Annotated in this window: 18 protein-coding genes; 11 read left to right on the top strand and 7 right to left on the bottom strand. The window is 41.1% G+C overall.

What is annotated here, in order from left to right:
- Nucleotides 1-396 precede the first annotated feature (396 nt).
- The 4 genes from ACRRSQ_RS05270 to ACRRSQ_RS05255 all read left to right on the top strand — a co-directional run bounded on the left by ACRRSQ_RS05270 (nucleotide 397) and on the right by ACRRSQ_RS05255 (nucleotide 4,845).
- Complete coding sequence (locus ACRRSQ_RS05270; protein ID WP_440874659.1) at nucleotides 397-1,203, top strand: UDP-2,3-diacylglucosamine diphosphatase; 807 nt, start codon at nucleotides 397-399, stop codon at nucleotides 1,201-1,203.
- Entirely contained in the window at nucleotides 1,196-2,284 is a 1,089-nt protein-coding gene (locus ACRRSQ_RS05265) for a M14 family zinc carboxypeptidase (protein ID WP_440874658.1), read from the top strand. Before ACRRSQ_RS05270 ends, ACRRSQ_RS05265 begins: the two co-directional genes overlap by 8 nt.
- Nucleotides 2,284-3,033, top strand: a complete 750-nt coding sequence (locus ACRRSQ_RS05260) for an alpha/beta fold hydrolase (protein ID WP_440874657.1) — start codon at nucleotides 2,284-2,286, stop codon at nucleotides 3,031-3,033. The genes ACRRSQ_RS05265 and ACRRSQ_RS05260 overlap by 1 nt, the downstream gene beginning before the upstream one ends.
- 84 nt (nucleotides 3,034-3,117) lie before the next feature.
- The gene (locus ACRRSQ_RS05255) at nucleotides 3,118-4,845 is read left to right on the top strand and encodes a GNAT family N-acyltransferase (RefSeq protein WP_440874656.1); all 1,728 of its coding nucleotides are present in this window, start codon (nucleotides 3,118-3,120) and stop codon (nucleotides 4,843-4,845) included.
- A 99-nt stretch (nucleotides 4,846-4,944) separates the two neighbouring features.
- Here the strand turns inward: ACRRSQ_RS05255 and ACRRSQ_RS05250 are convergent, their stop codons facing one another.
- Nucleotides 4,945-7,293: an agarase gene (locus tag ACRRSQ_RS05250; protein WP_440874655.1), complete on the bottom strand. Its 2,349-nt coding sequence runs from the start codon at nucleotides 7,291-7,293 to the stop codon at nucleotides 4,945-4,947.
- Between the two features lie 219 nt (nucleotides 7,294-7,512).
- Here ACRRSQ_RS05250 and ACRRSQ_RS05245 point away from each other — a divergent pair, with 219 nt between their 5' ends.
- Together ACRRSQ_RS05245 and ACRRSQ_RS05240 are read left to right on the top strand one after the other, a co-directional pair.
- Nucleotides 7,513-8,379, top strand: a complete 867-nt coding sequence (locus tag ACRRSQ_RS05245) for an AraC family transcriptional regulator (RefSeq protein ID WP_440874654.1) — start codon at nucleotides 7,513-7,515, stop codon at nucleotides 8,377-8,379.
- A 119-nt stretch (nucleotides 8,380-8,498) separates the two neighbouring features.
- A complete protein-coding gene (locus tag ACRRSQ_RS05240) occupies nucleotides 8,499-9,359 on the top strand; it encodes a nuclear transport factor 2 family protein (RefSeq protein WP_440874653.1) in 861 nt (286 codons plus the stop codon).
- A gap of 97 nt (nucleotides 9,360-9,456) precedes the next feature.
- Here ACRRSQ_RS05240 and ACRRSQ_RS05235 read toward each other — a convergent pair whose 3' ends face one another.
- A complete protein-coding gene (locus ACRRSQ_RS05235) occupies nucleotides 9,457-10,026 on the bottom strand; it encodes a TetR/AcrR family transcriptional regulator (protein WP_440874652.1) in 570 nt (189 codons plus the stop codon).
- A 161-nt stretch (nucleotides 10,027-10,187) separates the two neighbouring features.
- Here ACRRSQ_RS05235 and ACRRSQ_RS05230 point away from each other — a divergent pair, with 161 nt between their 5' ends.
- The 4 genes from ACRRSQ_RS05230 (at nucleotide 10,188) to ACRRSQ_RS05215 (ending at nucleotide 16,821) form a co-directional block, all read left to right on the top strand.
- Nucleotides 10,188-11,234 (top strand): efflux RND transporter periplasmic adaptor subunit, encoded by a 1,047-nt coding sequence (locus ACRRSQ_RS05230; protein ID WP_440874651.1) that lies wholly within the window; start codon nucleotides 10,188-10,190, stop codon nucleotides 11,232-11,234.
- The gene (locus ACRRSQ_RS05225) at nucleotides 11,234-14,281 is read left to right on the top strand and encodes an efflux RND transporter permease subunit (protein ID WP_440874650.1); all 3,048 of its coding nucleotides are present in this window, start codon (nucleotides 11,234-11,236) and stop codon (nucleotides 14,279-14,281) included. Before ACRRSQ_RS05230 ends, ACRRSQ_RS05225 begins: the two co-directional genes overlap by 1 nt.
- Before the next feature lie 148 nt (nucleotides 14,282-14,429).
- Nucleotides 14,430-15,233 (top strand): substrate-binding periplasmic protein, encoded by an 804-nt coding sequence (locus ACRRSQ_RS05220; protein ID WP_440874649.1) that lies wholly within the window; start codon nucleotides 14,430-14,432, stop codon nucleotides 15,231-15,233.
- Nucleotides 15,234-15,363: 130 nt separating this feature from the next.
- Nucleotides 15,364-16,821, top strand: coding sequence for an NAD-dependent succinate-semialdehyde dehydrogenase (locus tag ACRRSQ_RS05215; RefSeq protein WP_440874648.1), 1,458 nt, complete (start codon nucleotides 15,364-15,366; stop codon nucleotides 16,819-16,821).
- 53 nt (nucleotides 16,822-16,874) lie between these two features.
- Here the strand turns inward: ACRRSQ_RS05215 and ACRRSQ_RS05210 are convergent, their stop codons facing one another.
- Together ACRRSQ_RS05210 and ACRRSQ_RS05205 are read right to left on the bottom strand one after the other, a co-directional pair.
- Nucleotides 16,875-18,797, bottom strand: coding sequence for a DNA topoisomerase III (locus ACRRSQ_RS05210; protein WP_440874647.1), 1,923 nt, complete (start codon nucleotides 18,795-18,797; stop codon nucleotides 16,875-16,877).
- A 96-nt stretch (nucleotides 18,798-18,893) separates the two neighbouring features.
- Entirely contained in the window at nucleotides 18,894-19,997 is a 1,104-nt protein-coding gene (locus ACRRSQ_RS05205) for a DNA alkylation repair protein (protein WP_440874646.1), read from the bottom strand.
- A 202-nt stretch (nucleotides 19,998-20,199) separates the two neighbouring features.
- Here ACRRSQ_RS05205 and ACRRSQ_RS05200 point away from each other — a divergent pair, with 202 nt between their 5' ends.
- A complete protein-coding gene (locus ACRRSQ_RS05200; RefSeq protein ID WP_440874645.1) occupies nucleotides 20,200-21,096 on the top strand; it encodes a hypothetical protein in 897 nt (298 codons plus the stop codon).
- A 266-nt stretch (nucleotides 21,097-21,362) separates the two neighbouring features.
- Here ACRRSQ_RS05200 and argJ read toward each other — a convergent pair whose 3' ends face one another.
- The 3 genes from argJ to pflB form a co-directional block, all read right to left on the bottom strand.
- A complete protein-coding gene (argJ, locus tag ACRRSQ_RS05195; protein ID WP_440874644.1) occupies nucleotides 21,363-22,622 on the bottom strand; it encodes a bifunctional glutamate N-acetyltransferase/amino-acid acetyltransferase ArgJ in 1,260 nt (419 codons plus the stop codon).
- Between the two features lie 325 nt (nucleotides 22,623-22,947).
- Nucleotides 22,948-23,715: a pyruvate formate-lyase-activating protein gene (pflA, locus tag ACRRSQ_RS05190; RefSeq protein WP_440874643.1), complete on the bottom strand. Its 768-nt coding sequence runs from the start codon at nucleotides 23,713-23,715 to the stop codon at nucleotides 22,948-22,950.
- 84 nt (nucleotides 23,716-23,799) lie between these two features.
- Nucleotides 23,800-26,085 (bottom strand): formate C-acetyltransferase, encoded by a 2,286-nt coding sequence (gene pflB / locus ACRRSQ_RS05185; RefSeq protein WP_440874642.1) that lies wholly within the window; start codon nucleotides 26,083-26,085, stop codon nucleotides 23,800-23,802.
- Between the last annotated feature and the right edge of the window lie 18 nt (nucleotides 26,086-26,103).

Here is a 26,103-nt window from a genome sequence, read left to right as displayed (position 1 = left end):
TTTTTATATCTAGCTGTAAAATAGGGCTTTTATTTAGATTTTTACTGCTTTTATACAATAAAATAAACATTTTATTGGTAAGTTGGTAATTTTTTAATGTGCTTTAAAATGATTTTTGGTTAACCAATTTTTAGGTGGTGATGGTTGAGAAATGAAAAGTATCGGCTATTTTGGGCCTGTTATGATTTAAATAATCATCTGCTCATTCATCTTTATGCCTATCTGGTTAATTGTTTACAATAATATTGGTAATGCAATTTAGGGATGTTTAGTTAGGTTCGAAACATAAGTTAACGGTAATATTGTCATCATCGCTTCATGAAAGTGTCACCTTACGGTAAGAAAGCTTCTTTAATTTTGTGCTTAAACTTAGACTCATACATTACGGTTAGTGCGATGTCGAAAACCCACTATAAAACGGTCTGGCTTTCAGATATTCATTTAGGCTGCAAAGATTGCAAAGCAGAGTATCTATTGGACTTTCTTGAGCATAGTACAATAGACGTACTTTATCTTGTTGGCGACATTGTCGATATGTGGGCGATGAGTAAACAATTTCGTTGGCCAAAAGCACATAATGAATTGTTCCACAAGTTGCTGTCTTTGTCGGTGCAAGAAACGCGGGTGATATATTTACCGGGCAATCACGATGAGCCTATTCAAAAATATAGCGGTATGAACTTCGGTCATATAGAAATACAGCGCACCTGTGAGCATATTACTGCGCAAGGTAAAAAGCTGTTGGTACTTCATGGCGATCAGTTTGATCAACAAGTGTGTTTTGGCAGGCTGCATTCATGGATTGGCGATGTTTTGTATGACTTCTTATTATTTATCAATCGTTGGTATAACTGGTGTCGTATTAAAGCTAATCGTCCTTATTGGTCATTAGCTAGCTATATTAAAGGCAGACTTAAAGGTGCAGGTAAAGCAATTGCTCGCTACCGGAATGCTTGTATTGAAACTGCAAAACAGCAAGGCTTTGATGGCATTGTTTGTGGGCATATTCATCACCCTGAAATTGTTGAACAAGATGGGTTTACTTACCTAAATGATGGTGACTGGATTGAGAACTGCTCTGCCTTAGTTGAATCGCAAAGTGGTGAATTATCGCTAGTGTATTGGTCTGCCATTGAGCGTGCCGACAATTTGGTGCACCTTACCACTGAGCGAAAAGCGAATAAAGACCGTAAAGTTGCCTGATCACTACTCAACGGGGGGGGATGTTAATCGTACATTTGTTGACTACTTAAGTGCGCCTGTTCGTAAATTATTGCCTGAATATACTGATATCGCCCGTATTATTGAACAAAGTGAAGGCTTGATCACAACAACCATTTTTGATGTTTTTCAAACAACATTAAAAAATGGTCAAACGGTTGAGTTGCCATTGCTTGGCATGTCGTTTGGCAGCGACGATGCTCAAGCGCCAGCGATCACCTTTGTTGGCGGCATTCATGGCATTGAACGTATTGGTAGCCAAGTTGTGCTTAGTTATTTGCATAGTTTAATAAACCGAGCAAAGTGGGATAGTGCAACTCAACACAGTTTGCAAAAACTGCGCTTTAACTTTTTACCAGTAATGAACCCTGTTGGCATGTTGCGAGGTCGGCGCTGCAATGGTAATGGCGTTGATTTAATGCGTAATGCACCTATTAGCGCAACAGATAAAGTGCCTTGGCTTGTTGGCGGGCAGCAATTTAGTCGTTATTTACCTTGGTATCGCGGCAAGTTGGGGTTAGAGCGTGAAAACCAACACCTTATTGGTTTTTTAGAAAATGACTGTTTGACGCGCAAATTTAATTTAGTGGTTGATTGTCATTCAGGTTTTGGCTTTCAAGACCGATTGTGGTTGCCTTATGCCTACCGCAAACGACCGCCACGAAAAGTGGCTAATTACTTCGCTTTATATCAACTGTGGCAAAATGCTTATCCGCATCACGCCTATGTGTTTGAACCACAATCTCGTCATTACAATACCCATGGCGATTTGTGGGACTATGTCAGTAAAATCGTCAAGCATCAATACCAGCAACCTTTTCTGTCATTAACGCTTGAGATGGGATCGTGGAATTGGGTGAAAAAAAGACCGCGCCAGTTATTTTCCTATCGCGGCTTATTTAATCCTGATGTTGCTCATCGCTGGGCAAGAGTTCAGCGTAGTCATCTGGTGTTGTTTGATTTCCTCAGCCAAGCGAGTCTTAATTACCAGCATTGGCTGCCAAATGCTGATAACAAGGCGCAATTGCGAAAAGCGGCTATTGAACACTGGTATCGAGACTGATGAATAAACATTGGATTTTACTGCGTGGCTTAGGTAGAGATAAGCGCCATTGGGGAAGTTTTCTGACCTTATTTCAGCAATTTTTTGATGGTGATAAAGTGAGCGCGATTGATACCTTAGGCAATGGTGAATTTAGCCATTCAACAAGCCCGCTAACTATTGGGCAATATACTCAGCACTGCCGAGCGCAGATAACAGCGCCTAAAGAAAAGCTTCATTTGGTTGCTTTAAGTTTAGGGGGCATGGTGGCAATTGATTGGGCGCAGCGATACCCCGACGAAATTGCGTCAATGACTTTAATCAATAGCAGTGCTGCAAACCTAACCGCTTGGCATAAACGAATTAAGTTTAACGCTATTGCTCGGTTAAGCGCCGCAATATTAAGTTGTCGCTCTGCCAGTGCAATGGAAGCTTTAGTTTTAAAGGTGTGTTCAAATAAAAGCTCTAAACAAAACCAAGCAATTTTACAAGCGTGGAGCATTTATCGCGAAATAAATACCACACGCGCCGCAAACCTAATACGCCAGTTAATCGCGGCAGCACGATTTCGTGCTAATAATTTGCAGAATGTGCAAGTATTAATATTAACTAGCAACAACGACCGTTTAGTGAATACGCAAGCAAGCATTGATTTAGCTCGACATTACCAAGCGACATTATTGGTACATGCCAGTGCTGGACATGATTTGCCTTTAGACGATCCTCATTGGGTGATCGCGCAAATAAAAAACCACCTTCAGCTGTCATAAAGCTGTCACTAAAGCGTCAAATATTAGCCATCTTATTGACCTATATTGAAGCCAATTACTTATCTATTTAGCAATAGGCAGAATATGTTCAGTGTTGATCAAATGGTAAATAACAGCTTGCCGAAAATAAATCACCAATCGTTAATGGGCAAAAGTATTCGCAATATTTTGCGCTATTTGTTACATGAAAAAGAATTGGTGAACATTGAAAAACAATACCCTTATGCCAAGGGGTCAGACTTTGCTGAAGCAATTTTAGATCACTTCGATTTTGGTTACTGCATTAGTGATCGCGATCGAGAAAAAATACCGCCAACGGGCAGGGTAGTGATTATTGCTAATCATCCCATTGGCACTTTAGATGGGGTTGCTTTGATCAAACTCATAAGTGAAGTTAGACCCGACTTTAAAGTGGTTGCTAACGACGTATTAATGAATGTTAAACCACTGCACTCTATTTTATTGCCGGTTAATAATATGAATGGCAATACTGCGAAAAAGAACATCGATGCGATTTATCAGCACTTAAATAATGAAGGTGTGGTGATTATATTCCCTGCCGGTGAAGTGTCTCGTATCAGCCCAAGTGGTATTCGCGACGGCAGTTGGCATAAGGGCTTTTTAAACTTTGCCAGTTCGACACAATCACCTATTTTACCGGTATTTGTTGATGCTCGAAACTCCGCATTCTTTTATGCGATATCGGCAGTGTATAAACCGTTATCAACGCTGTTTTTAGTAAAAGAAATGTTCAAACAAGCACATAAGCGTTTGAACATTAAAATTGGTGATGTGATCCCGTTTGAGCATTACGACACGCTTGATGTGCCAAAAGCGAGCAAAGTAAAATTATTTAAAAAGCACCTTTATAATATTGCCCGAAACAAAGCGGAAATATTAAAAACGGAAAAAGCTATTGCACATCCTGAAAATAGAGCGGAGTTACGCAGTGCGATAAAGGCATGTGAACAACTGGGTAAAACGGCTGATGGTAAAATTATTTTATTGTACCGCCAACAAGACAGCTCGCCGATAATGCGAGAGATTGGCCGCTTACGAGAAGTGGCTTTTCGACTAGTAGGTGAAGGCACAGGTCGACGCCGCGATGTTGACGGTTACGATCTTGATTATTTACACCTCATTTTATGGGATGAAAGCGAGCTTGAAATTGTCGGAGCGTATCGCTTTGGCGAAACCAAAAAGCTGCAACAAAGTGAGCAATCACAAGGACTCTACACAGATACCTTATTTGATTATCAAGCCGACATGGCGCCAATATTTGAACAAGGCTTAGAGCTTGGCCGCAGTTTTGTGCAACCCAGATATTGGGGCAAACGCAGCTTAGATTACTTATGGGTTGGCATTGGTGCCTTTGTCGCTAAACACCCACAATATCGCTATTTGTATGGTCCGGTCAGTATTAGTAATACCATGCCAACAGCAGCAAAAAACTTGCTCATTCAATATTATTTACACTACTTTCCAAGCCAACAGTTGTTAGCGCAAGCTAAAACGCCTTTTTTACTCGACGATAAAGACAAAGACCAATTTCTAGGGGCATTTAAAGGCAATGATAAAGACAAAGATTTCACCACCTTAAAACACCTGCTCGCTAATTTTGGCGTGAGTGTGCCGACTTTATACAAGCAATATTCATCGTTATGTGAGGAAAATGGCGTCAGTTTTTCTGCGTTTAATATCGACCCTGATTTTAATGACTGTATCGACGGTTTAGTGGTGGTAGATTTAGACAAGCTTTTACCTAAGAAACGTCAGCGTTACATCGAGATTCATAAGAGCAATGACACCTAGCTTTATCTGCTAGGTTAAAAAAGTGTATTAAGTGGTAGTAATGCAAGTGGTAAACTTACTCACTTGCTTTACTACTTTGTCGTTTTACACTGCTAAGTACTATTTTGCTAAACGCTTTTGGTACATGGTGCTAGTGACTTCTTTTACCGCTGAAATAAGCTCAGGGTAGGGAATGTCGGCAACGGTGACAAAACCAATGTTGGCATTTTCACCATCAAACGAGCGTCCAGAAATCGGTTCGTCAATGTATTGAAACCAATGGGCACCTACCATATAAGGCTTGTTTATCACGCTTTCCATATAGGTTTTATACATGTTCGCACGGTCGGTTTGATTGGCTGCATGTACTATACCTGGATTATATAAACCTGAGTCGGTTGCTGTGCCAATATGGAATTCGCCAATTGTCACTGGCAAGTCGACTTCTTCTAAAAATTGCCAATAGTGATCTTGAACACCTTCTTCATAAATATTAAAACTAAGTACATCTGAATATGTAACCGAAGCTTCGATAATTTCGTCAGGCATGCCCCAGTTGGCCATACGAGCACCCATGTATAAATGGTTTGGTAACGCGGCTTCTAAGGTATTGTGCACCACGGTAAAGTATTGCTCACCTAACATTTTTAACATGTCAGAAATGTCTTTAATGTGTGCGTTATTATAGCGCTCAAAGGTCACGCCATTGTTAAAGCTGTGCCAATTATTAATATCGGTTTGCCAAGCATTGTTAAGCGCTTCTATTGTGCGATATTTTGATTTTAGATGCTTAGCAAATGCCGCTTTTGCTGGGCTTTGTTGGCTGGGTTTTGAAAGGGCATCTAAAATTACGCCATAACGTTGCTCCACCGTGCCTTCACGTTCACCCCAGCTTTTTTCATTATCAATAAAGATACCTACACACCAAGGCGACGATTGAATATTTTTGGCAATAACATCTATGGTTGCTTTGGCGCGTTCAGAAAATACAGGATCGTAGGGATCGGGCATTAAACCCCAGTGGTTGGTATGGCCCGACAGCGTTTTAAAGTCACCTATGATCCAGCCATTAGCAAAATACGGTACTTGATCTGCTTGATAAAAAGCAGGATCTACCCAGTTACCAAACGACGTAAAACCCCAATCTTTCATGCGTTGCATGGTCACTTCATGCCATTTTTTGACATAAGATAATGGCGACGTTTCGCCGTAGCGACGTTCTAAATTTGCACGATAAAAGCTATAGGTTTCACCATGAGGTAAAGCACCTTTATGGGTTGAACGACGGTAGCTGTAATGTTCGGCAAGTGGGTCATCGTATGACGGAAGCCATTGAAACATGTTATGTCGAAGTTCTGAGGCTATGTAGCGTGTTTCTCGTGCAGCATCAGGAATTTTTACGATGCCCATAGAATCTTCTGGGGTGACTTCATCGCTGTGTCTAACGCGAATTGAAGCGTCGTGAAAATCAACGCCAGTAATTGTCGTCATGTTCGCCATACGTACGTTCGCAGGACCATGTGAGAAAAAGACATAACCTTCTGGGTCGACCATCCACCATTTGCCGTCAACTTTTTCGGTACGAAAATAACCGGTAGCCTTTAATTTAGGGCCTTTGGTATAACCACCAAATTTTGAACGATCAGGCATGCCGGTTGATTTTGCTAAGGCAGCAAGCTCTTGTTCAGCAGCCGCTTTTAGCTCAGCGTCGGAACTTACATTTAAGGCAACGTCTTTTTTGGCATTTTGTCCGTATTTATCGACAACAGCGACCATCCAGTTTGGATCGGATTCAGGATTTTTACGCAAACGAATATTGTCTAAGGTAATCGACTTATCAGATAAATTGCCAATGGTGAAAAAAGTTAATGATTCAACGCTTGATAAATCGATACGATCGTCTCGCCATGAACGCCAGACCATTAATTGATCGTCAGTTTTCCACGGTGGCGCGTCACCCCATAAGCCTGTTTCGGTATCAGACTCTTGACCGTGTAATGGAAAATAAACCGTGCCATTAAAGCTTGCCGGTAAACTAATTGAGCGACTCTGTAATTCGCCTTTAGGGTTGGTTAACGCTAAATAGACATGCGCCGACTCATCACTGGTATTTTGCACATCAAAGGCAAGGTTGTAGTGTTGATATTGAGCAAAATTCCAAGGGGATTCAGGTTTGATCTGTAGCTTTGCTTGGTTATGCGAAGATAAAAAGTTAACCGCAAGCTTTTGATTGCCTGCATCAGCAACTTGTTTGCTAGTCGTGCCTGCGTTACTAAGCCAACCTTGTTCATTACTATCGTCAAAATCAACTAAGGTGGTGAGTACTTGCTCATTGGCAAACGCATCTAATGCGCTATCTTGTTTCGCTTTATGGTTAGCATTTTTATCGAGTGTACATGCTGATATAAGTAACGAAGCAGAGGTTATTGCTAACGCGTACTTAATATTTTTAAGGTAAGCCGTTGTCATAATCAACCCTTTTATAGTGTGCTATTACTGTGGTTTAATGGTGATTTGTTAACAATATACTATTAACAAAGTGTTAACAAGTATCTAGTTTGATGAATAGGGTAATGATGATTAATAAGGTTATTGGATAAATATCATCGCTAGTTTTAAGTAATGCCGCTTGTTTCTTTAGAGGCTTTAATTAAACTGTATTAAGTGTTGTTATCTATGGTTAACATTATGCAGATACCTGATATTGAGTTTCAGCCCGGTAAAGGTGACTTTGAAGTGGTTGAACTTGAAAAAATGTATCGTCAGGGGTTTTGTCTAAATGATCCTGAGCAGCCGCATCGTGTAAAGTTTTATAATTTAATTTATATTGAACAAGGCTGTGGTAAGCACATGGTTGATTTTGTTCATTATAATTATTGTGCTGGCTCATTTATTTTTCTTCAACCTGAGCAGGTTCACGCCTTTGACTTTTCCCAAAAACCGCAAGGGAAAATGCTTATTTTTACCCAAGCATTTTTAGATCAAGTACATGTTAATATGCGCTTACCTAATTACACGCCAACTCACTTAAACATTGACTATAGCCCTTATTTAGCACTTGATGAAAGTGACAATAAGCGCGTGCAAAATATGATCGGGGAAATTATTACTGAGCGTCAGGCAAAGCAAACAGATCCATTAATTGTTATGTATTTATTTTCGGCGTTATCTTTGTTTTTACATCGTTTAAGGCCTGAATCGACGCAAGATAAAATCTCGCAGCAACAAAGTGTAAAGTTTGCTAAATTCATTACCTTGTTGTTTGCTCATTTTCATACCATAAGAGATGCAAACTGGTACGCCAATAATATTCATACCACCTACAAAACCTTAAATATGTTGTGTAAGGTGAGCACAAATTTAACCGCCAAACAGTTAATTGATGCGCATACGATTGTTGAAATTAAGCGGCGATTGTTTGTTAGCAATGTCACTACGCAGCAAATGGCAACCGATTTTTGTTTTGATGATGCCAGTAATTTTGTTAAATACTTTAAAAAACATACCTCACTTACCCCTAGCCAGTTTGTTAAAAAGCACCGTGAACTGAGGTAAGTCATCGCTAAGCTAACGTTTAGCTGTTCGACATTTACCATTTTTAGACCTAAATACACTCTGCTTAATTTTTCAGCAGTCGCTTATGATTGTTGTTATTAAAACAGGAGAGCATAACTATGAATAAAATCACTAAATTAATTAATCGTACCTTAATGGCTGCAAGTGTTGTTGGTGTTGCATCGTGTGCAAGTACAGACACACCAATACTGTCAAATAAAGACAAAGCGATTGCAGTAATTTCGAGTATTGAAACTGGCGATGCTAAGGCGATTGGCTATATTAATCCTGAAAAATATATTCAGCATAATTTAAGCGTTGCTGACGGGTTGGCAGGGTTTGGTGCAGTAATGCAACAATTACCCCAGGGTAGTGCGAAAGCGCAAGTAAAGCGTGCTTTTCAAGATGGCGACTATGTCGTGTTACACACCGAATATAACTTTTTTGGACCTAAAGCAGGTTTTGATATTTTTCGTTTTGAAAGCGGAAAAATTGTTGAGCATTGGGACAATTTACAAGCCATTGCACCCGCTAACGCCAGTGGGCGAACGCAGTTTGACGGTACAACACAAATCACTGATTTAGACAAAACAGCACAAAATAAAGCGATTGTGGCAGACATGATCGAGAGCATATTTATTAAAGGCGACATGGCAAAAATTGGCCAGTTCATTGATGCAAAAGACAGTGATTACCTGCAACATAACCCACATGTAGCTGATGGCTTAACTGGCTTAGGCAAAGCACTTACTGCCTTGGCAGAGCAAGGTATGCCAATGATTTATAAAACCAACCATAAAGTGTTAGGACAAGGAAACTTTGTTTTGGCTGTTAGTGAAGGCGTATTTATGAATAAAGATGTCGCTTTTTATGACTTATTTCGTTTAGCAAACGGCAAGGTTGTTGAGCATTGGGATACTATTGAAGAAATTTTGCCGCGCAGTGCCTGGCAAAACAATAACGGCAAGTTTAACTTTTAGTTTCAAGTTTCAAGTTTCAAGCTTTTAACGATATAACGACCAATGAGGGTCTTATAATTCATTGTTCAAATAAAGGCTGCAATTGCAGCCTTTGTTATTAACCTTGGGTCGCTTTTTGGTATATGTTAAGGGTTGTTTTGATCACTTCACGCGGATCATCCTTAAGGGTCGACATCATAATGCCTTCAGCAACTTTATGAATATTATCGGCAAATTCTTCTACCGATAATCCAATCGCTTCTAAACAAATACTGCCACTGGATACGGTTTGTTTTAGCTTTATTAGCATTGCTTGACCGGTTTTACCTTCATTTTCATCAATTAAATCTGCGCAGTAGGTTTGGCCGGCATGCAGTAGTTCTGTTTTAATTCTTGGATTAGGAATGTCTTCAAATACTTCGGTACATCTTTTGGTGAGAAATTCGCAGGTGCTCTGCCAAAAATCTTTATCGCTATCGAGGTACTCTTGAATTTGAACGTCTTTATCAACTAAAAAGTCGGTAATAAGTGCACGAAACAATGCTTCTTTCGATGAAAACTGTTTATGAATCGTCACCCGAGAAATACTGGCATAACGACTTATCATAGCGATGCTAGTTGCCGCATAACCATGTTGAAAAAAACACTCCTGTGCGGTGTCTAAAATTTTTTCTCTACTTTTAGGCAAACTCGATCATCCTTTGCAACACTTATAACTTACGCTCGAGTGTACTGCATGCCGTCAATTTTGACAATTGGTTTACATATATCGTAAATGTGTTAACATTACATTTTGTTTACACTTTAACTAAAAGTGTAAACTATTAATAAAAAGCTATGGAGACCGCAATGAAGTTTTGCCAGTGTTTATGTCTACTTTTACTTCTTCAGGGATGCTCTGAAGAAGTCACAACGGCTGAGCAACAACCGCCTTTAGTGATACAAACCTTCTCTGTGATTGAGCAGCCTAATAAAGAAATTTATGAATTTCCTGCGGTTGTTTCTGCGGTTAAAACCGTTGAATTAAAGTTTGAAGTTTCAGGACGCCTAATTGAAACCGATTTAGTTAAAGGTAAAAAAGTTAAGAAAGGTCAGGTACTAGCGCGTATCGATCCTGCGCCATATCAACGTAAAGTAAAAGATAGGCAAGTACGACACGATGTTGCGGCAAAAGAATTGGTGCGTATTCGTTCTTTATTCAAAAAAGGCGGTGTATCACAAAGTATTCTAGACAATGCGGAGTCGTTATTTGAAACCACCTTACTTGACCTTAATAACGCCAAACAAGACTTAAGTTATTGCAATGTTTCCGCGCCTTTTGATGCTTTTGTTTCAGACCGGTACAAAGAAAATGACAGTTACGTACAGGTGGGAAATTCTGTAGCCACTTTGCAAGATCGTTCCAGCCTTTATTTTTCATTCGATGTGCCAGAGCGAGTGATGACCGCCAATACCGGTAATAAAAAAGTACAAGCAAGTGCGAAGTTGGTTGGGCTAAAAAATAAAGTGTTTGATATTCACTATGTCGAACATGAAGCAACGCCAGATCCTATCACGCAAACCTACAATGTTACCTTTGCGATTAATGACGCACAGGAAACTGACATTACGCCAGGCTCAAGAGCGATTGTTACCGTGCTAACGTCTTTACCAAAAGAGCAAGCGCTGATTGTGCCCCTTGCAGCCGTTTCGGGCGATGCCAAATCAGGCTTTATTGTTTGGTTATTTGATGCCAATTCATCAACGGTTAAGCAACAGGCGGTGGCGGTTAGCGGTATCGCAGAGAATTACGCCTTGGTGTCAAAAGGGTTAACTGTTGGCGATAAAGTGGTGGCTGCCGGCATTACCAAAATGCGAGCGGGCTTAACGGTTAGAGAATATAAGGGTGAGCAGTAATGGATATTGCACGTTATTCATTAACTCGCTCGGTTAATATTTGGTTATTGGCGATTGTTTGCATTGTTGGTGGCTTGGTTGCTTTAGAAAAAATAGGGCGCTTAGAAGACCCTGCTTTTACTATTAAAGAAGTGCAAGTTATCACTTATTACCCCGGAGCGAGCGCTGAAAAAGTTGAAAAAGAATTAACTGAAAATATTGAAATTGCATTACAGAAAATGCCGCAGTTGTACTTGTTGAAATCAACCAGTAAGCCGGGTGTTTCGCAAATTAGAGTCGAAGTTCTATCGCATTACAATACCGAAGAGTTACCGCAAATTTGGGATGAGTTAAGAAAACGACTGCGTGACTTAACCCCTTCATTACCACTTGGTTCAAGTGCTCCTGTGGTGATCGATGACTTTGGTGATGTTTATGGCTTGTATTATGCGCTAACCGCGCCAGAGTTTTCTCAACAACAAATTCGTGAATTTTCTCGCATTATCCGCCGTGAATTATTAACCATCGACGGTGTCGCAAAAGTTGATGTTAATGGCATTTTAGAAGAACAAATTATCGCCCGCTTTGATACCTTTCAAATTGCGGGCTTAGGCTTATCTTTTCCTGATATTACTCAGGTGCTAAATAATAATTTACGCCCTTTTACTGGCGGACGATTATTAGCGCAAGGCAAACAAATAAGGCTTTCACTGGCAGACTCAAACAACAGCATTAATGAAGTGGGCAACTTATCGATTGTTTTGCCGGGCAATAATGCCTCGATAAAGCTAAAAGATATTGCTGAAATTACCATGGAGCCAGTTGAAATTCCCGACAGCATTATGCGTTATAACGGTGAACAGGCGATTACCTTTGCCGTATCAGCTAAGTTCGACGTGAATATTGTTAAAGTCGGCCAACAGGTTGAACAAAAACTTGCGGAATTATTAACCACTTTACCTGCGGGTATTGAAGTTGAATCGTTATACGATCAAGCCAGTATTGTTGATAAAGCGGTTGACGGTTTTATTGTGAACCTAGAAGTGTCAATCGCAGTAGTCACAATCGCGTTATGTGTGTTTATGGGGTGGCGCTCAGGCATAGTGGTTGGCACAACCTTGTTGGTAACGGTATTAGGTACCGTATTATTGATGTGGTTAGCTGAGCTTAGGCTGCAACGCATTTCCTTAGGCGCTATGGTAATTGCGATGGGCATGCTCGTTGACAATGCAATTGTGGTCGCTGAAGGCATTATGCTGCGTATGGCCGGCGGAAAGTCGGCAATTGATGCGGCAAGTTTTATTGTTAAACGTACACAATGGCCTCTACTTGGCGCCACCATTATTGGTATTGCCGCATTTTCGGGGATCGGCTTATCTGACGATGCGACCGGCGAATTTCTGTTTTCATTATTTGCGGTAGTCTTAATCTCTCTGATGTTAAGTTGGGTATTTGCAGTTACCTTAACGCCACTTTTGGGTAAATATTTTTATAAAGTGGGTCAAGAGCAGCATCAAGAAAAACCTTCGTTTATGTATTTGGCTTATGTCGCTTTACTTAAAAAAGCGCTTAGGTTTAGGTGGTTAAGTGTATTTGCGCTAGTAGCAATAACGATCACCGCTTACGCAAGTTTTGGCATGATCAAACAAGGTTTTTTCCCGCCATCAAACGCTCCGGTATTTTTTATCAATTATTGGGGACCACAAGATAGAGATATCCGTACCACTGCTACCAATATGCAAACTGGTGAAGCGCTTATTTTAGCTGATGACAGTGTCGAGTCGGTGGCAAGTTTTGTTGGTCGTGGCGCTGAGCGCTTTACGCTATTGTACGGACCTGAAATGCCGAACGAAAGTTATGGCTTATTTATGATCCGCGTCTCAGATGCTAACGAAATTTTGCAGGTCTCGAAACGCTTAGAGCAACAACTGGCGAATGTTGATCACGACGGCAAATTTTTTGTGCAAATCATGCAGTTTGGTCCCTCGAATGGCGCAAAATTACAAACGCGTTTTTCAGGACCGGATCCTGTCGTATTAAGGGGCTTGGCTGAGCAGGTTAAAAGCATTTACCTTGATGACAGCACCATTCGTGACGTGCGAGATAACTGGCGTGAAAAAGGCTTTATTGTGACGCCGCATTACGATGAAATTACCGCAGGACTTGCCGGGGTTTCTCGACAAGACTTTTCACAAGCCGTGCAGTTTGCCAGTAGTGGCTTGCCAATTGGGCAATTGCAGTATGGCGACTACTTATACCCGATCATTGCAAAAAACCGATTGCAGAACGAGCCGACCTTAACCGATGTTAACAACAGTATGGTATGGAGTAGCAGTCAGCGCCGATATATTCCATTTCAACAAATCTCTAGCCATATGGATTACGACAGTGAAGAAGTATTAATTCAGCGCCGTGATCGGGTGCGCACTATTACCATTTCGGCAGAGCCAGGCTTTAATGAAACCGCTGGCGCGGCATTTAATCGGGTAAGGGCTAAGATTGAAGATATTCCATTGCCCATTGGTTATCAGTTAACCTTTGGCGGCGAATTTGAATCTGCTAACGATGCGCAAGAGGCGTTAGGTGCAGGTTTACCGCTGGGCTTTTTGGTGATGTTCTTAATTAGTGTTTTACTGTTTGGCCGAGTACGTCAGCCACTAATTATTTGGTTAGTTGTGCCTATGGCGGTAGTTGGTGTTGTTGCCGGGCTACTCGCTGCCGATATGCCATTTGGCTTTATGTCGCTGTTAGGCTTTTTAAGTTTGTTTGGCATGTTGATAAAAAATGCCATTGTTTTACTGGAAGAAATAGACTTGCAAATTGAAGAAGGTAAACCGCCTTTACAAGGGCTAATTGAAGCGAGTGCAAGTCGTTTAAGGCCGGTGTCGTTGGCGGCAATCACCACGATTTTAGGTGTTATGCCGCTGTTGTTTGACCCATTTTTCGCTGATATGTCAGTAACCATTATGGGGGGATTAGCATTTGCGACGATTTTAACGCTAATTGCTGTGCCAGTGCTGTACAGTATTTTCTTTAAAATCAGCTTCAAAGCACAAGTTAATTATTAATACCTTTGTTGATACACAGGTAGCAGCCTAGCTGCTAGCTGCTACCTGCTACCTGCTACTTGTAAAGTAAATATCACTAAGCAGATAACGGCTTTGCTGCTATAATTTTTATAGTTGTTTCAATTATAAAAATATTGAAGAGTCGTTTATGTTAACTAAATATTGCTATCGCGTTTCATTATCGGTGTTTTTGATAGCAATATTAATGTCGCTATTTGTACCACAAGTCCAAGCAAAAAAATTGCGGGTAGCCTATGGTAACTCACTCGCCCCTTGGGTGATGCAAGAAACCGACAATGGCATTTTACTCGATATTATGAATGAAGCGATGCTGCCTTTAGGTTACGAAATAGAAGCAGTTTACTTTCCTTACGCACGTCGAATTAAATCTTACCAAACCAATAAAGTTGACGCAGTCTGCGATATTAATCAAAAAAACATCAATATTGCTAAACTTCAAGGGCACTTTTCAGATGTTATTTACGCGTTTAAAAATTACGCATACACCTTAGAAAAAAATAACTTTAATTTTACCAATATTGCTCAGTTATCGGCGCATAGCGTGTTGTCATGGCAAGGTGCTAAAGCTCAACTGGGTGATGAATACTTTAATATGGCGCAGAATAACCCATTTTATAGCGAAACCTTTGATCAAAAGTCACAAGTAAAAATGTTGTTAAAAGGTCGAGTAGAAGTTATTCAATTAGATCACCAGATATTTGAATATTACTTAAATGAGTTAATCACCAAAGAAGGCATCGACCCGACGATAAAGGTGAAACGTTTTGCGCTTTTTGGTGAAAACCCGAATGGTTTTTTCTTTAATACCGAGCAGGCTAGGGATGACTTTGTCCAACAAATAAAGTTAATGAAGGCTGACGGTCGCTTTGACGCCATATTCCAGCGCTATATGCGCAAAAATAGCAACCTTGGTTATGCTAAAACCGACTAAGTGTTAATAAGCATTACTGTTATTTTACACCCCACCAAAATGTAATTACCTTGAGCTTTGTTAATTAGCCTTTATCATAAAGGCTAATTTTATTGTGCGTTAAAAATAGCGTTAGCCCTAGGACAACAAAATGCAGGCCATTAAAGATAAACACTTGGTTAAAACACATTCGTATATTAATGGTCAGTGGCATAAAAGCCATTCAACTTTTGCTGTTACTAATCCTGCAACTTCTAAAATTATTACTACGGTCGATAACGCAGGCATTGTTGAAGCTAACTTGGCAGTGCGCAGTGCAAAATCAGCGTTACAATCATGGTCTGCAATGTCGGCACATCAACGGGCAACTATCTTGCGAAACTGGTTTAACTTAATGGTTGAACATCAAGATGATTTGGCGAGAATATTAACGCTTGAGCAAGGTAAACCGCTGGCAGAAGCCAAAGGTGAAATCGCTTATGGCGCCTCTTTTGTCGAATGGTTTGCCGAAGAAGGCAAGCGTGTTTACGGTGATACAATCGCAGCGCCGAGCGCCGATAAACGTATTGTTGTGCTTAAACAAGCCATTGGTGTGGTGGCGGCTATTACGCCATGGAATTTCCCAAATGCGATGATCGCGCGAAAAGCAGCAGCGGCGCTTGCTGCAGGTTGTACTTTTGTGGTTCGGCCGTCAGAACAAACACCTTTATCGGCATTAGCTATGGCTGAACTTGCCCATCGAGCCGGTATTCCTGAAGGCGTATTTAATGTTGTTGTTGGTGAAGATGCAAAAGCGATTGGCGAAGTATTAACGCAACATCCAGACGTTGCCAAATTTACCTTTACCGGCTCAACTGCTGTCGGTAAAACCTTAATTGGTCAATGCGCTAGTACGGTAAAAAAAGTATCGATGGAGTTAGGTGGCAATGCACCTTTTATTGTTTTTGACGATGCAGATATCGACGCTGCCGTTGATGGCGCAATTGCCTCGAAATATCGAAATGCGGGGCAAACCTGTGTTTGTAGCAATCGTATTTTTGTTGATGAAAGCGTGCTGGCGCAATTTACGGAAAAGTTTAGCCAAGCGGTGGCTAAATTAAAGCTCGGCAATGGCTTAGAGCAAACAACCGATGTTGGCCCTATGATCTCAGCACAAGCGGTGAGCAAAGTAGAGCAACTGGTCAAAAGCTCAGTAGATGAAGGCGCAACAGTAATACTTGGCGGTAAAGTCGAGCCAGTAGGATCTAGTTTTTATCAACCGACTATTTTAGCTAATGTTAGCCCTGAAATGCCGATTGCAACCAATGAAATTTTTGGCCCAGTTGCCCCCATTATTGCCTTTCGCGGTGAAGCTGAGGTTATTGCTATGGCCAATAATACCCCTTATGGTTTAGCCGCCTACTTTTATGCACGAGATATTGGCCGGATCTGGCGTGTGGCTGAAGCGCTAGAATATGGCATGGTTGGTATTAACGAAGGCATTATTTCTAATGCAGCGGCGCCGTTTGGCGGGATGAAACAATCTGGCAACGGCCGAGAAGGTTCTAAATATGGCTTAGATGATTATTTAGAAGTGAAGTATTTGTGCATGGGCGGCTTAGCTAAATAAACCTGCATGAAGCGCTTTGCCATTTGTTGGTAAGCCTTTTTTAGTGAGCTTTTTTAGCGAGTTTTCTTTTTAGCAAACTTTCTTTTTTTGCTGAACTTTTGTTTTTTATTCACTTTGGGTAAACCACTAAAAGAGACATTTTTTCCTTGTTCAATAAACTCGCCTATACGTTGTTCAACACCTGAAATAAACGACTGGTAATTAATTTCTTGATGGCAAATACCATTGAGCTGACTTTCCCATAATGCGGTCATATCTGGCGTAGTGGCCATGCTAGGCAGGGCATTAATCAGCGCTTTGCCCACTTCTGTTGCTGAAATTATTTTGCCTTTTCGCTGCAAAAATTCTCGCTTAAACAATAATTCAATAATACCGGCGCGGGTTGCTTCTGTGCCCAAACCGTCGGTTTCTTTTAGAATTTTTTTAATCTCGGCATCGCTTACATAGCGAGAAATACCGGTCATGGCTGAAAGCAAGGTTGCATCGGTATACGCTTGAGGTGCTTGCGTTTGTTTTTCAACTAGCTCGCCATGCGAGCACAATAATTGCTGACCGATTTCAAGTTTAGGCAAGCTTTGCAATTCTTGTGTGTTTGCGTCTTTGTTTTTACTGGTGGACGGATACAAAACCTTCCAGCCTAATTGCTGCTCAGTTTTGGCGCTCGCTTTAAAAAGACCACCTGCAATGGTTAGGCTGACTTGGCTGTGATCATATAAATAGTCTGGGTAAAATTGCGCAAGGTACTGACGAACTATCAGCTGATAAATGTTTTTCTCGAATGAATTAAGGGTGATATTTTCAGCCGACTTTTCAGTTGGAATAATGGCGTGATGCGCAGTTACTTTTTTGTCATTCCAAGCACGACTTTTTAACTTTGTATCAGCATTTTTAGCCGCACTGGCATAAGCTTGGCTCGATTTAGATAAGGTTGCCACTATGCCTTTTGCTTGCTGATGCTGCTCTTTGGGCAGGTATCGACAATCAGAGCGTGGGTAGGTGATCAGCTTATGTTTTTCATATAAAGACTGACAAACATCTAAGACTAACTTAGCGTTCATAGCAAAACGTTTGGCGGCATCAATTTGCAGTGCTGACAAATTATAAGGTAGCGGCACCATTTGTTTTTTACGCTCATTTTTTATATCGGTTACGGTCGCACTTTGCTGGCCAATACGGGCAACCACATTTTCAGCTAAGCCTTTAACGAGCACGCGGCCTTCATCGTCCATATAAGGGCGGCAAGCATCGCTGGGTTGCCATTTTGCAGTAAATGTTTCTTTGTTGTCGGTATTAAGGTGAGCCAATACTTGGTAAAACGGTTTGCTGACAAAGTTGGCGATTTCCTCGTCTCGCTGCACCACTAAGCCTAACAGTGGTGTTTGCACGCGCCCAACTGACAAAACGCTATTAAAGCCCGACTTTTGTCCTTGCAAGGTATAAGCACGTGTTAAATTTATGCCGTATAACCAATCAGCGCGCGAGCGTGCTAATGCTGAAATCGACAGCGGCATAAAGTCTTTATTTGATGTTAAGTTTGCCAAAGCGCGTTTAACGGCACTGGTATTTAAATCGCTGATCAGTAAACGTTGGGTTTTATCTTGTTTAGTTTTACTGACTTTCAGGTAATTGATCACTTCATCAACTAATAATTGACCTTCGCGGTCTGGATCGCCAGCGTGAATTAATAGGTCTGCTTTTTTAACTAGATTTTTTAAAACGGTTAATTGGCTGCGGGTCGCGTATTTAGGCTTTAATTGCCATTGCTCGGGAATAATCGGCAAATGCTCCATACGCCATTTTTTGTAGTCGGCATCGTAAGCTTCTGGGTCGACCTGCTCAAGAATATGACCGATACACCAGCTCACCACATCGCCATTACCCAGCTCTATATAGCCTTTATGACTTTTATGTGGCTTAGGTAGTGCAGCGGCAATGGCCTTGCCTAAACTGGGTTTTTCAGCAATATAAAGTTTCAACCGATTATCTCTGTTAAAAAAATTTCATCATACAAAAAGGCTGTATGTAAATACAGTTATTTTGTTTGTTTTTCAATTTTTTTAGCGAGTTAGCTGTTAAATTAAGCGAAAGTCTTGTTTGGCATAGGGCTGTCCATTAATGAGTATTTCGATGCTGTGAATGCCGGGATAATATTTTCGCGTTGAAATGGCTTTAAATGAATGGGCTTTTTGTATTTGCACGCTGGCAAAATTGTTAAGGGTCAGGTTTTTAATTTTAAAGACCTTTGCGCTTTGTTTGCCATTGGCCTTAACAAAGTACATCGCATAGTCAATGACTAAGCTTTGCTGTGCCTTGTCATCAGCGGTAAGTTCAAAGTCAAAACTCATGGTATCACCTTGGCAAATTTCACTGGCGGATAACGTAAGATTAGTGACTGAAATTTTGGGATTTTCAGTAAAACCAAGTAACGATAAAGCGCCGGAATTTCCGGCTTTGACTAAGGTGCGAGTGGCATGTTTTATTAACCAAGTTAACGCTGGATTATTTGGGTAAGCATGTTGCCAACTTTTGCAGGTTGTCACCACAAGCTCGGGGTGATCTTTGGCGATATCATTGAGATGATTAGCGACAGAGCGCCTAACATACAAACTTGGATCGGTATTTAGCGCCGCTAATAAAGGCAGGTTAGGTGTTGGGTCGTCAACAAATTGCGTTAACCTTAGTCCCCACGGTAAACGTGGACGGGTGCCTTCTGAAACCAGTCGGCGCACATGTTCACATTCGTCATCCACCCATAGCGTAAATTGCGCTAAACAATAATCGGGGTATTTAACGATAAACGGACGAATGGCAAATTCAGCAGAAAATAACTCGGTTAACTGTTTTAAGGTTGCTAGGGCTTTTTCTGGGTGTGCCAAGCCATAATCGCTTACATAATCAATAATGGGCCAAGCGGCGAATACGCTATAACTGTCGTCTTGCTCGCCATAATCCCAATGTTGCTTCATTGCTATCAACACGTCTGCTGCTTGCTCAAAGTCACTGGGCAAGTGCATATGTAACACACCAATAATATGTTGAACACGCGCTTTTAATTCTAACTGCTCGATATTGGTTAGTGCCTGTTCAATAAAAAGTACGTCATTAACGCTAGGCAATGCTTTAACCAGTGCCGATGCAATTCGCGCTATGGCCGCCTTTGATAGATTATTTTTCATGGTGTTTTTTTAATTGGCATGTTTGGCGATTAATTTATGTCTTAATGTGACGTTGAGCAACTTTATTAAAAATTTTTATTGTTTCTATTTTATTCAAGCTAAGCTCGGGTATGATATGTACACAAATGTAAGAATCGATAACAACAGGCGTTTATTGGTGTATTCGCCAATATCAACTCAACTAACTGGCTAATCGACAGCAATGTATAACACTCAATCTACACTTTCTTTTCGTTTAACATATTCAGCGCTAATTGCTGCAGTTTTACTCATTTTACTTTCCCCGTCGAGCTGGGCGGTAAGTATCGCTGTTCATCAAGGTTTAGCCGACCGTTATAAAATGATATTAAAAAACTCAGGGCAAAGCGCTAAAGACTTTACCGAATTTTCGCGGTTAGGCGTTTCTAAAGGATCAGCAACTTTAATTATCATCAAAAAGGCGCTGGAGCTTGGTGGTATTGATGACGATTTTGAGTTTGTTATCGTGCCCAATACCTTACGTGGCCTTGAGATGGTGAGAGAAGGCAAAGTTTTAATGACTCAACAGCGGTTAATGACAGGTATGTACCCAGAAGAGCTTTACCTTAGTACTGCGGTAATTGAAGAAGGGGAGTTTATCAAAGGCATTTATGGATTGGCTGATAATAAAGCGTTGATGCAAGTTGATAGTTTAGACGATTTGAAAAACCTGACTGCGGCAACGCAATATGCATGGTTGCAAGACATTAAAACCTTAGAGTCAATACCGCCTAAGTCGTTACATTTAGCCTCTAATTTTAATTCTCTATTAAAAGTGATTAAGTTTCGTGGTATTGATTTTACTTTATTAGAGTTTGCGAAAGATGTGAACAAGCCAAAATTTAATCGAGAACGTAATGTTGAGTTATTTCCGGTGCCGAATGTTGCTATTGCCATAGATAGTAGTCGCCATTATATGGTGTCTAAAAAGCACCCAGAAGGGGCGAAAGTTATCAAGGCGCTAAATAAAGGATTGGCGCAATTACGCAGTAAGGGATTGATTCAAAAGTATTATGGACAAGCACGGGTTCTTCGCCCCGATCTTGCTCACTTTAAAATTCTTAATAAAGATGAAAAATAGTTATTAAAAAAGGCCAGAAGGCATCATTTTATTAGCCTTGGCCTTTGCCTAAATTTAGCATTATCTTCTATACTCAAACTAGATGTTCGTATCGCCGTAGTATTAGACAAACTAAACGGGGTTCCCCCTAAGAGCGTTCAATCAATGCTCCCTGTTTTAGGACTAACATAAGAGTATGTCGTGTACTTGCATGTGAATGGCCGTCGAAACAGCCCAGTAAATGTCGCAATGACGATACGAACGTCGACCACACTCCCCATTATTCACTAAGTGCGGTATTCCGCATTAATTCTTACGTAGTCATAACTAAAATCGCAGGTCCAAATGGTTGCTTGTTGCTCGCCACGATGCAGTTCAACGGTGATCTCGATTTCAGCTTCATTCATAATGGCTTGACCGACTTCTTCTTGATAACTTGCTGCTCGACCACCTTTTTCAGCGACTAAGGTTTCACCAAAATATAGCGCTAATGTATTGGTGTCTAAATCTTCTAAAGATGCACATTCTCTTGAGGCATAACCAATGGCAGCGAGTACGCGGCCTAGGTTTGGATCTGAGGCAAACATCGCGGTTTTTACCAATGGACTTTTACCAATAGAAAAGCCTATGGCTTTAGCTTCCTCAACGCTTTTTGCGCCTTTGATATTGACGGTAATAAATTTAGTGGCACCTTCTCCATCGCGCACAATAGCTTTTGCTAAATATTGCGCCGCTGCAACTAATTCATTCAACAATTCAACATAGCCGCTATCGCTGGCTGAGGTTATTTTTGGTGCGCTACTTTTTCCGGTAGCAATAATTATAAATGAGTCGTTAGTGGAGGTATCGCCGTCAACCGAAATACAGTTAAACGAAAGATCGGCAATGTCTTTGGTCATTTGGTCAAGCAAGGGTTGGGCAATATTGGCATCGGTAGCTAGGTAGCCTAGCATGGTTGCCATGTTCGGGTGGATCATGCCCGCGCCTTTGGAAATACCGGTAATAGTGACTTTATTGCCTGCAAGCAGTAATTGGCTTGAATAAGCTTTTGGCGCAATATCTGTGGTCATTATCGCACTAGCGGCATCAGCCCAATTATCGGTTGTTAAATTTTGCACTGCATTTGGTAAGCCGGCTAATAATTTATTCATCGGTAAATGTTCAAGAATAACGCCGGTAGAAAATGGCAGTATTTCATTTACGTTTAACGACATAATTTCAGCTAATTGCTGACAAGTTTGCTGCGCATCAAGCATGCCTTGCTCACCCGTGCCAGCGTTGGCATTGCCAGTATTGACCACCAACGCTTTTATCCCCTGACTTTCACCATTTTTTGCGGCCACTAAATGTGCTTTACATAAGGTGACTGGCGCTGCGCAAAAGCGGTTTTGGGTAAATACGCCTGATACTGAACTGCCAGGCGCTATTTCCATCACCAACAGATCTTTTCGATTAGGCTGTTTAATATTGGCTTCAGCCCAGCCTAAACGAATGCCGTTGATTGGCGTTAAAAGCGTAGGGTCAATTTCAGGTAAGTTAACTGGCATAATTATCTATAAAAAGTGAATAAGTATTTGGTTTTTATTTTACGTTGCTTGTTATCTGAATGCAAAACAAAGCAGTAAGAATAAGTTTAAAGGGGTCTGAGTTTAAGTTTAAAGGGGTCGGTGACATTTATAGGTAATGATTAACCATTCTTTAAGACTATATGTAATTTTATTTAAAATATGTCACCGACCCCGACTCTATGATCTCATTTCAGTTTAAAGGGGCGGTGACATCTATAGGTAATGATTAACCACTCTTTAAGACTATATGTAATTTTATTTAAAATATGTCACCGACCCTGATCCTAGACCCTGATTATATTAACTAATACACCACAGGTAATTGATAACTTTCTAGCAACTGTGCGATAGGTTCAATGCTTTTTCGGCTTAAAGGCGCCACACCTGTAAGTGGGTAAATTTCACCATATTGTTGCCATTTAAAGGCGCCATTATCGTGATAAGGTAATAATTCTAACCGCTTTAAATGAGTAAGGTTTTTGCTGTAGTTTGCTAAAAGTTCTGCCGAGGCTAGGTTGTCGGTATAACCCGGCACCACGACATGTCTCATCCAAAATGGCACGGCTTTTCGTTCCAAATGGCGAATAAAGTTTAACGTGTGTCGGTTACTCACTTTTGTTAATGCGATGTGCTGTTTGTCGTCGAGGTGTTTTACATCGATTAGCACGAGATCGGTTTCATCAAGCAGTTCATCAATACTTTGATCGTGTTCACGCATAAAGCCATTGGTGTCTAAACAGGTATTAATGCCTTCGGCGTGACAAGCTTTAAATAATTCAGTCACAAAAGGTGCTTGTAAAATAGGCTCGCCGCCAGATACGGTTAAGCCGCCGCCTGATTTGAAGTACGGCTTGTAATAACGAATTGACTCCATCACTTCTTCTACGGTCATTTCATAGCCTGCACTTTCGTCCCAACTGTCGCGATTATGGCAGTATTTACAACGCATTAAGCAGCCCTGTAAAAATAGGATAAAACGAATGCCTGGTCCGTCGAGCGTACCGCAAGATTCAATGGAATGAACTCTACCGGAGATCGTTACCGAATCGCCAAGTGCATTTACCGTGGTCATGAAAAGTCCTAACAGTGTAAAAATAAATAGGCATCGCCACAAGTGACGATGCCATAGCGTTAATGTTACAACAACTTTTGCCGATTAAAACTTATCGGTAAAGGTGCGGTTGATCACATCAAGCTTTTGCTCTTGGGTTAATGCATTAAAACGTACCGCATAACCAGAGACACGAATGGTTAACTGCGGATATTTTTCTGGATGTTCCATCGCATCAATCAGCAGCTCTTTATCAAGCACATTAACATTTAAGTGCTGACCGCCTTCTTGATTGTCATTGTGATGAAAGTAACCATCAAGCAAGCCAACTAAGTTACCACGTTGTTCGCCTTCGGTTTTACCTAAGGTTTTTGGCACAATCGAGAAGGTATACGAAATGCCATCTTCTGCTGAGCAAAACGGTAATTTGGCGACTGACGTCATCGAGGCAAGTGCGCCTTTTTGATCGCGACCATGCATAGGGTTTGCGCCTGGTGCAAAAGGGCTGCCTGCTTTACGCCCATCTGGCGTTGAGCCAGTTTTCTTACCGTAAACTACGTTTGAAGTAATGGTTAATACCGATTGCGTTGGTTTCGCTTCGCGATAAGTTGCAACGCTACGAATTTTGTCCATAAAGTTTTCAACAAGTTCACAGGCGATATCATCAACACGATCGTCATTATTACCAAACTGTGGGTAGTCGCCTTCAATTTCAAAATCAATGGCGATGCCTTGTTCATTACGAATCGGTTTTACTTTGGCATGTTTAATCGCTGACAAGCTATCGGCAGTTACAGAAAGCCCCGCAATACCACAGGCCATTGAACGGGTAACGTCACGATCATGCAATGCCATTAGTGCTGTTTCATAGCTGTGCTTGTCGTGCATGTAATGAATGCAGTTTAATGCGGTAACATAGTTTTTAACTAACCAGGTATTTACTTGCTCAAAGTTCGCTTTAACTTGGTCGTAGTCTAAGTATTCGCTGGTGATCGCAGGCATTTTAGGCGCGATTTGGTCACCAGATTTTTCGTCAACACCACCGTTAATGGCGTAAAGTAACGCTTTAGCTAAGTTGGCGCGGGCACCAAAAAATTGCATTTGCTTACCAACGATCATCGGGCTAACACAACAGGCGATTGCATAGTCGTCTGAGTCTAAACTTTCACGCATTAAGTCGTCGCTTTCGTATTGAATTGAGCTGGTATCAATAGAGACTTTTGCGCAGAAAGTTTTAAAGTGCTCTGGCAATTGCTCAGACCAAAGTACGGTCATGTTTGGCTCTGGGCTTGCACCCATGTTGTATAGGGTATTAAGGAAACGGAAGTTGGTTTTAGTCACTAAGGTGCGACCGTCTTTACCCATACCGCCAATTGATTCTGTTGCCCAAATTGGGTCGCCTGAGAATAATTCATCGTAATCTGGTGTACGTAAAAAACGCACCATACGTAGTTTCATCACTAAATGATCGATTAGCTCTTGGGCTTGTACTTCGGTTAAGACACCTTGGGCAATATCGCGCTCGAGGTAAATATCTAAAAAGCTTGAAACACGGCCAAACGACATCGCTGCGCCATTTTGCGATTTAATCGCAGCTAAGTAACCAAAGTAAGTCCATTGCACCGCTTCGGTGGCATTGGTTGCCGGCAATGAAATATCGCAATCGTAACGGTTTGCCATTTCTTTCATTTGGGCAAGTGCGCGGTATTGCTCTGAAATTTCTTCACGCAGGCGAATAACTTTTTCAACGTCGCTGCTGCTTTGTGCTTGATATAATTGCTCTTCAAGTGCTTGTTGTTGATTGGCTTTATCAGCCATTAAAAAGTCGATACCGTATAGTGCAACGCGGCGATAATCACCAATAATGCGACCACGACCATAGGCGTCTGGCAAACCCGTAATAATGCCAGATTTACGGCACTTTAAAATGTCTTTGGTATAAACATCAAATACACCTTGGTTATGGGTTTTTTTATACTCAGAGAAAATTTTATTAACGTTAGGATCTAATTCTTTGCCGTAAACCTTGCATGATGTTTCTACCATACGAATACCGCCATTGCAGATCATGCCGCGCTTTAGTGGTTTGTCGGTTTGTAAACCAACAATTTTCTCTAAGCTTGGGTCGATGTAACCTGCGCCATGCGAGGTAATGGTCGCTGGAATTTCGTTATCAAAATCTACCGGTGCTAACGTTTCGTTTTCTTGCTTAATGCCTTTGGCGACTTCTTGCCATAATGAAGTTGTTGCTTCAGTTGCGCCTTGCAAGAAGCTGTCGTCGCCATGATACGGCGTATAGTTTTGTTGAATGAAGTCTCTTACATCAACGCTTTCTTGCCATTTTCCAGGGGTAAAACCTGTCCAATTGCTTTGACATTTTTCATTAACCATAATGGTTTCCTATAAAAT

Origin of the sequence: Thalassotalea sp. PLHSN55, from assembly GCF_052030545.1 — a bacterium.
In the GTDB taxonomy this organism is placed as follows: Bacteria; Pseudomonadota; Gammaproteobacteria; order Enterobacterales; family Alteromonadaceae; genus CANMXU01.
The sequence above is the reverse complement of the archived record's forward strand: the minus strand, read 5'-3'. Positions and strand labels throughout refer to the sequence as shown.